This window comes from Trinickia sp. (assembly GCF_036503415.1).
Lineage (GTDB): Bacteria > Pseudomonadota > Gammaproteobacteria > Burkholderiales > Burkholderiaceae > Trinickia.
The window spans coordinates 1-6,894 of sequence record NZ_DASXWY010000014.1 but is presented as its reverse complement, the minus strand read 5'-3'; the positions used below and the strand labels follow the sequence as shown (position 1 = coordinate 6,894).

Sequence of the window (6,894 nt, the reverse complement as noted above, 5' to 3'; positions counted from 1 at the left end):
GCTGGCCTTTCTCGGGTCCATCCCGCGCGAGCGCGGGCTTGCGCTTGCGGCGGGGCTGGCCTCGACCGTGACCGCGCTTCCCGCGCTGAAGATCGAGCGTTTCGCATATTGGCCGAATCCTGCCCATCCCCGCCTTGCGGTGCTGACGTTCGAGTGTCCGCAGCCGCTCGCCGATTTGGCGGCGAACATACGCGGGCTCGTTCGTAGCCTCGGATTGCCTATAGACGAGCATCGCCCGTTTCGCCCGCATGTCACGCTCGCGCGTATGCCGCGCCATTGCAAGGCGGTACCGCGAGAGGACGCGCTCGCGGGGGAGCGGGCCGCTGCCGCACTGCCTGCCTCGCGTTTCGCCACCCTCACGCTTTACTCGAGTACGCTGGAGCGCAGTGGCGCGCGGTATAGGCCGCTCGCCACTATCGGCGTACCGGCGGCGCCCGTCGCGTGAGCCGCCAGGCTGCGTCGTGAAGCGTCGATGGCTGTCCCAGATACCGATATCGTCGTGGGGGACGGCAGCGCAATGGGGCACCCGCAACGCGCCGCCCGGGTGATTGACAAGACTAAACTAGAAGCGATGCCGAATGCCGATAACGACTTCCGCTTGGTTCTGAGTGGTGGACGCAGTCAGACCGTTGAGGTTTGCGACCGCCTTCGTACCGGTCGAATCCGTGCCTGACGCATGCTGGTAAACAGCGTTTGCGTAAAAGTCCGTTCGCTTGGACAGAAAGTAGTCGACCCCGATCGCGCCTTGATTGTAAGTTGCACCGTTGACGCCATATCCCTTCAAGTAGTTATAGCCGGCGCCGAGGAAGAGCGCGGGCGTGAGTTGATAGAGGACGTTGGCTTCAATGTCGTGAAATCGTGCATCGCCGCCCGCACCCACAGCCGGAAGACCCGGTAGCGTCCCGATATCCTTGAACCGCGTGTTGCTGTAGTTCACACCGAACGTAGCTGCGCCGACGACATAAGAAGCGCCCGCGACGAAGATCTGCTGGCTTTTCGCGGACGCATACCCCGAATAGACACGGCTTCCGGACATGTTTGATCCGGTCGTGCTTGAAGCGGCGTTATTGCCGAAATAAGAGAAGTTGGGATCTCGTGCATTGGCGTATGCGGCCCCGAGCGTCAGCGGTCCCCGAGTGTAGTTCGCCGCGACTGTCCAGATCTGGTTTTGATTGAATCTTCCGGTGATACCGCCGAAGCTGTAGGTGCCCTCGAACGTGAATCCACCGTACGACACGCTCTTGAATTTGATCGCGTTGTTGATATGGTTGCTGCCATCGGTGTTATCGACATCGCCGGGATGGGCGCTCGCGTATCCGGCCCACATCTGAGCCGCCACGAACATGTACATCAAGTCATTGATCGAGTCGTATTGACGACCGAACGTAACGGTTCCCAGGTTCGATGACGAAAGGCCGACATAGGCCTGGCGCCCGAACTCGTCGCCCCCTTGACCGAGCCTCCCGTTCGCAACGCTAAAGCCGTTTTCCAACACGAAAACGGTTTTTAGCCCGCCGCCGAGGTCCTCCGTACCTCGCAGCCCCCAGCGGTTGCCAGCGAGATTTCCGGCGCCCATGGAATACTGGCGATGACCGCCAATGTTGTTCGCATAGTTCATCCCGACATCAATCAAGCCGTAGAGCGTCACGCTGTTCTGAGCACGCGCCGCACAGGCGAACGAGGCCAGGGCGACCGTTGCAATCAAATACTTTTTCATATCAAGGTACAGTGGGTGGAATAAAAACAAATCAAGGCGAGGCTCTCATGTCATGCGTTGTCAGGAGCGCTTTCGGGAAAGATGAAAACGCCGGCAATCACCGTTGCCGGCTACCAGCAGATAGCGATTGATCACTCGGGCTGATGAGGCAGCACGAATGAGAGCGTCGCCTCGTGCTCGTCGGTGCTAGCCTTTGCGGGTTGCGACGATGGCGAATCGAGTTTCGCAACGACGACGTTCAGGCCTTGGTTGCGGACCTTGATCGTCACGATGCCGTCGGCACCGGTCTTCAGTGGTTTGGAATCGGGGTCGTTGACGAGGTCCGGTTGCACCTCGGCGCCCGACACGGGCTTGCCGTCGAATAGCACCCGAACCGCAAGCGGTTGGGCCATTCGATCCGGTAACTGTTTGCCAACTGGCACGATCTGCAGCTTTTGCGCGGGCAATACGGGCATCGTTCCGTGCAGCGGCCCGCGCAGGTGCACCCCGTACTTGAACGTGTGCAAGCTGATCGTGGCGTTGGGCACCTCGTCCTTGCCCTTGTTGTACCACTTGCCGTCCGCGGTCTTGCTCCATAGGCCATAGTCCATCGTCGCGGCAACGATTGCCGGCTGATTGTCGGTATTGACGACGAGCAGAGGGCCGTTGGGCGTAAGCTGCGCGGCGACCTCCTTGCCCTCATCGTCGTAGGCCGTGAAGCTCTTCAGCTTGTCTTGGCGCTTGATGACATCGAGGTCGTCGGCGCCGAGGCCGTAGATTAGGGCCAACTGGTTCGAGCGCTGCGCGAACCAGATGCCGTGCGCCTGAGCTAGGCTGGCGGCGCCCATGCCCGCAAGCAGGCTTGCCACGACCGCCAGCTGTCCGGTGATCTTCATCTGTGTCTCCACTCCATGGTTGAAAAATTTGGCGGGTGCGGATAGTTCGCGCCCGCGTTTGACGAACGCGTGCCTACCGCCAGCGCAATCCTCGATTGCGCCAGCAGTTGTTCGAATCAAAGCTTTTATTACGGCGTGGCCGCGAGCGCCGGTGGCTCCATCTAAAGATCGAGTACCAGCGTCCGGCTATTGGCACGCGAGCAGCAGGGCGTGAAGCGATCGTTTCTTTTCTTCTCGTCATCGGAGAGAAACAAGTCGCGATGTTGCGGTTCGCCTTCCAGCACGCGTGTCACGCAGGTGCCGCAGACCCCTTGCTCGCAAGATGCCGTGATATGGATCCCGCAATCGGCCAAGGCAGCCAGGACGGTCTTGTCGGCAGGTACACGAATAGTCTTGCCCGTACTTGCGATAGTGACGTCGAATTCCGTATCGTCGTTGCATTGCCTGTTCTCAGCGTTGAAGTACTCCCTGTGCATATGGTCTTCGCGCCAACCCTTTTGCAATGCTGTGTCGATAACCGCGTTCGTAAAGCCCTCGCCGCCGCATACGTACAAGTGCGATTCTTCATCGTGAGTCGCGAGAAGCGCGGCCAGATCCAGTCGTTGCCGTTGTTCGTCTTGCGTGAAATGAAAAATGACGCCGCTGGAGAATCTCGAATGTTTTATCTGTTCGACAAAGGCCGCGTGCGCCGCCGAGCGCGCGAAGTAATGCATGTTGAAATAGGCTCCCGCGTCAGCCAGGTGCTCCGCCATGCAAATAATCGGCGTAACGCCGATACCGCCGGCGATCAGCAGAGAGTGCTTCGCGGATTCCACGAGCGGGAAGTGATTTTTCGGGGTACTGACTTGAACCAGATCGCCTTCGTTGACTTGCTCATGCATGGCCTTCGATCCACCGCGCGTCGGCTCAGCCCGCATGACGGCAATCAGATAACGATGTCTTTGCGCCGCCGAATTGCACAGTGAGTAGGGACGAATCTTTCCGCCGGGTAGATGAACATCGATGTGGGAACCGGGTGTAAATGGCGGCAGCGCTTTTCTGGCTGGGTCGACGAGCTCGAAGGACTGAACGTTCTCGGCCTCGGCTCTTTTTCGAGCCACCTTCAACGTGAGCGTGGCGCGCCCGGACGCGGGCGCCAGAGGAGGCCGCTTGCGCTTGCCGCGCAGATAGCTGCCGATACCGGCGTAAGCCAATACCGGCACGGAGAGCACACCAATCAGTTGCAGCAGTTGCAAAAAGCCGCCGCTCAGCCATCCGTAGTGCAGCGCAAGCGCCGTCAGATAAATCCGGTGGCCCAAGCTGTGATTCGCATACGAAGTAAAGCGCAATACTTTGCCTGTTCCTGCATCGAGGCTGACATAGGAGAACGCATTGATATGCGGGGCGTCGCGAGCGACAAGGTCGAAGTTGAAAGGCCCCCCGGGTTTTCGAGGAAAGTGAATACGGGCATATTGGGGATGCGGCACCCATGCCTGTGCTCGTTGCCAGAGCGCTTCGACGGGCAGGCGTTGTGCATCGGCCTGCACGACGAGTCCGGAAGGAGGGGCGGGAGGCTCCGAGGCCGTCAGAGTGTAGAGCGCATCCCTCACGAATTGAAACGATTGCAGTGCGCCGGTGAGTGCAGATGCAAGCAGCATGATGCTGACATAGCCGCCAAGCGTTTTGTGCAGAACGAGCCAGCGCGCACGGCCAGTCAGCTTGGCCTTGGGCATGACGGCGCGCGTGCGTTTGCGCAGCGTTTCCGGAATCCACATAATCAGGCCGCCACCGATCAGGACGATTGCAAATGTCAGCGCAAGCGTTCCGGCGACGACGCTTCCATTCTTCATAAACTCAAAACTGTGCAGTTTGGCCATGACACCGAACAGGCCACCGTAACGGTCTTCGCTTCCGAGCACGTCGCCGGTGCACGGATTGACGTAGTACCACTGGTTGTCGCTGAAAAGAACGCGTGTGCTGGCGTCGGCGCTGTCGTAGATGCGCAGCTGTGTTGGCCGCCCCGCAAGCGGATTGGAGGCGGCGGCATTGGCAATCAGCGTATCGAGCGGCAGGCGCTTGTTGCACGATTCGACTTTGAGCAGATGGTGATAGATGAGAGGTTCGAGCGGCTCCCGAAACAGCATGCCCGCGCCGGTCACGGCCACCATGACGACGAATAGGCCGATGCTCAGGCCTATCACGCGATGTAACTGAAGAATGTGCTTACGTTGGAATACACGCATAAGACGTAACTGTTTGGGTCGATGGTGAGCCTTGACAGTACGCGTGCTCGCGGCGAATCTAATGGTCCAATTCAAAAAGTTTGATGAGTCCAATGTCTGACTCGTTGTTTGCCGACCTCCTGATCAGCCGTCTCCGCCGGGAGAGGGAGGTACCGCTGCAGATCCAGATCGCGAACGTGATCCGGGATGCGATAACCGATGGCACGCTGAAGGCTTCCGCGCGTTTGCCGTCTTCGCGGGCGCTCGCGGCGGCACTCGCAGTCTCCCGAACAACCGTTGTGACGGCGTATGACCGACTGTCGGCCGACGGTTATCTCCATACGGATTCCACGAGCGGTACGCTCGTCTCCGACAAGCTGCCGCTATCGATCACGCCGGCGCCTCGGCAACCCACCGCGCGAACCCTGTCCCAGCGCGGTGCGCAACTGATAGGCGCTCCCGCCGGCATCCAGGAGCGCAAGGGGGCGTTCGTGCCGGGTGTCTGCGATACGGATTTTTTTCCTTATCAGACATGGCGGCGTATCCAGAATCGCTATCTCGGGGAGCAGCACATGGAGCTCATGGGCTACTCCAATCCAGGCGGATATCTCCCGTTGCGCCGGGCGCTGTCCGAGTATTTGTGCGTCTCTCGCGCGGTGCAGGCCGCCCCGGAACAGATCATCGTCACGATGGGCAGCAATCAGTCGATCGATCTTTGCTCGCGCATTCTGGCCGACGTAGGCGAACTTGCCTACGTTGAAAACCCTTGCCACTGGGCAACGCCAATTCTGTTGCGTGCCAATGGGCTCGAAGTGGAAGCTGTTGCTGTCGACTGCGACGGGATGAAAGTGGAACGATGTCTGCGTCGACCCAGGCTCGTCGTGATGACGCCATCGCACCAGTTTCCGATGGGCGTGACGTTATCGGATGAACGGCGTCATCGTTTGCTTGCGGCCGCTGAGCGGTGGGACGCATTCGTCCTGGAGGACGACTATGACAGTGAATTCCGATATGACCAGCGTCCGCTTCCCTCTCTTCAAGGCGTCGATGAAAACGGCCGTGTCATTCTGATGGGAACGTTCAGTAAGATCATGTACCCCGGCATGCGGCTCAGCTATATCGTTGTTCCGCCCGACCTCGTCGATTCGTTCGCAGCCGCTTCATTGCGCCTATACAGGCCAGGGCATCTTTGCTTGCAGGCGACGATGGCGGACTTTATTGCGGATGGACATTTCTCGAAGCACATTCGGCGGATGCGCGATATCTATAGCGCGAGACGGGCGGAATTGCTCCGATGCCTGGATCAGCACTTTGGCGATGCACTTGAGACATCGCGGAACGCGGCGGGTCTTCATATGACGATCAGAATCCGCGGTCTGACTGACTTCGATACGGCAGTGTCGCGTTCACTCGAGCACGGAATTTACCTTCGCCGGCTTCAAACATTCGATCAAGGCGATCCGGAATTTCGCGACGGATTTCTGTTGGGGTTCGGCGCGCTCGATATCGAATCCATCCGTCCCGCCGTCCAGACCTTTGCCCACATCGTCGAGACCGTCATGGCCAAGGCGGCTTCGCGTTAATGCCCACTCAGATCGTCATGCACCTCGACATGTTGCTCCACATCTGGTCCGCGTGAGCACTACCGATAGATAAAGCCCCGCGCCATGATCGCCGACTGCGATGATCCACTGCCGGTGTTCGCGGGCAGGGGGCGGTTGTCTTACCAACGCTTACGTGCCACAGGCCCCCAGTGACCGCGGCTTTATGCCTTTATGCCACCGCCCGCTCGCCCGCGCGTTCGATGAAAAGCGTATGGTCGTGAAAACCTGTGATGGATTCGCGATGCGCAACGCTCACGATCGCCGTTTGCGGCAGGCGTTCGTGGAACAGACGGTAGACATTCGATTCGTTCTCGGGATCGAGTCCGCTCGTCGCTTCGTCGAGGAAAAGAAAGTCGGGCTTGTGCAGCAGCACGCGCGCGGCTGCGAGCCGCTGCTGCTCGCCGGGAGACAGCACGCGCGTCCAATGCGCCGATTCGCCGAGACGCCCGATGTAATCTTCGAGCCGGCAACTGACGAGCACCTCGCGACAGGCATTC

General features: G+C 59.5%; 6 protein-coding genes and 1 pseudogene. 2 read left to right on the top strand and 5 right to left on the bottom strand.

The window, feature by feature from the left end:
• Window positions 1-445 (top strand): 2'-5' RNA ligase family protein (locus VGL01_RS02595; RefSeq protein WP_331566770.1); only part of this gene is annotated, 445 nt, incomplete at its 5' end.
• A gap of 117 nt (window positions 446-562) precedes the next feature.
• Here the strand turns inward: VGL01_RS02595 and VGL01_RS02590 are convergent.
• The 4 genes and pseudogenes from VGL01_RS02590 to VGL01_RS26075 form a co-directional block, all read right to left on the bottom strand.
• Complete coding sequence (locus tag VGL01_RS02590; RefSeq protein WP_331566772.1) at window positions 563-1,717, bottom strand: porin; 1,155 nt, start codon at window positions 1,715-1,717, stop codon at window positions 563-565.
• 131 nt (window positions 1,718-1,848) lie between these two features.
• Window positions 1,849-2,592 (bottom strand): DUF4198 domain-containing protein, encoded by a 744-nt coding sequence (locus VGL01_RS02585; protein ID WP_331566768.1) that lies wholly within the window; start codon window positions 2,590-2,592, stop codon window positions 1,849-1,851.
• A gap of 161 nt (window positions 2,593-2,753) precedes the next feature.
• A complete protein-coding gene (locus tag VGL01_RS26080) occupies window positions 2,754-3,002 on the bottom strand; it encodes a 2Fe-2S iron-sulfur cluster-binding protein (RefSeq protein WP_414720157.1) in 249 nt (82 codons plus the stop codon).
• Window positions 3,003-3,776: 774 nt separating this feature from the next.
• Window positions 3,777-4,814 (bottom strand): annotated as a pseudogene (locus VGL01_RS26075) (PepSY-associated TM helix domain-containing protein); the annotation flags it as partial.
• A 92-nt stretch (window positions 4,815-4,906) separates the two neighbouring features.
• Here VGL01_RS26075 and VGL01_RS02575 point away from each other — a divergent pair.
• Window positions 4,907-6,376, top strand: a complete 1,470-nt coding sequence (locus VGL01_RS02575) for a PLP-dependent aminotransferase family protein (RefSeq protein ID WP_331566764.1) — start codon at window positions 4,907-4,909, stop codon at window positions 6,374-6,376.
• 190 nt (window positions 6,377-6,566) lie between these two features.
• Here VGL01_RS02575 and VGL01_RS02570 read toward each other — a convergent pair.
• Window positions 6,567-6,894, bottom strand: a 328-nt coding sequence (locus VGL01_RS02570; RefSeq protein ID WP_331566762.1) for an ATP-binding cassette domain-containing protein, incomplete at its 5' end; no start/stop codon positions are given.

Coding starts and splice junctions, on each gene's coding strand:
- VGL01_RS02590 (WP_331566772.1), bottom strand. CDS start 1,717: ATGAAAAAGTATTTGATTGCAACGGTCGCCCTGGCCTCGTTCGCCTGT.
- VGL01_RS02585 (WP_331566768.1), bottom strand. CDS start 2,592: ATGAAGATCACCGGACAGCTGGCGGTCGTGGCAAGCCTGCTTGCGGGC.
- VGL01_RS02575 (WP_331566764.1), top strand. CDS start 4,907: ATGTCTGACTCGTTGTTTGCCGACCTCCTGATCAGCCGTCTCCGCCGG.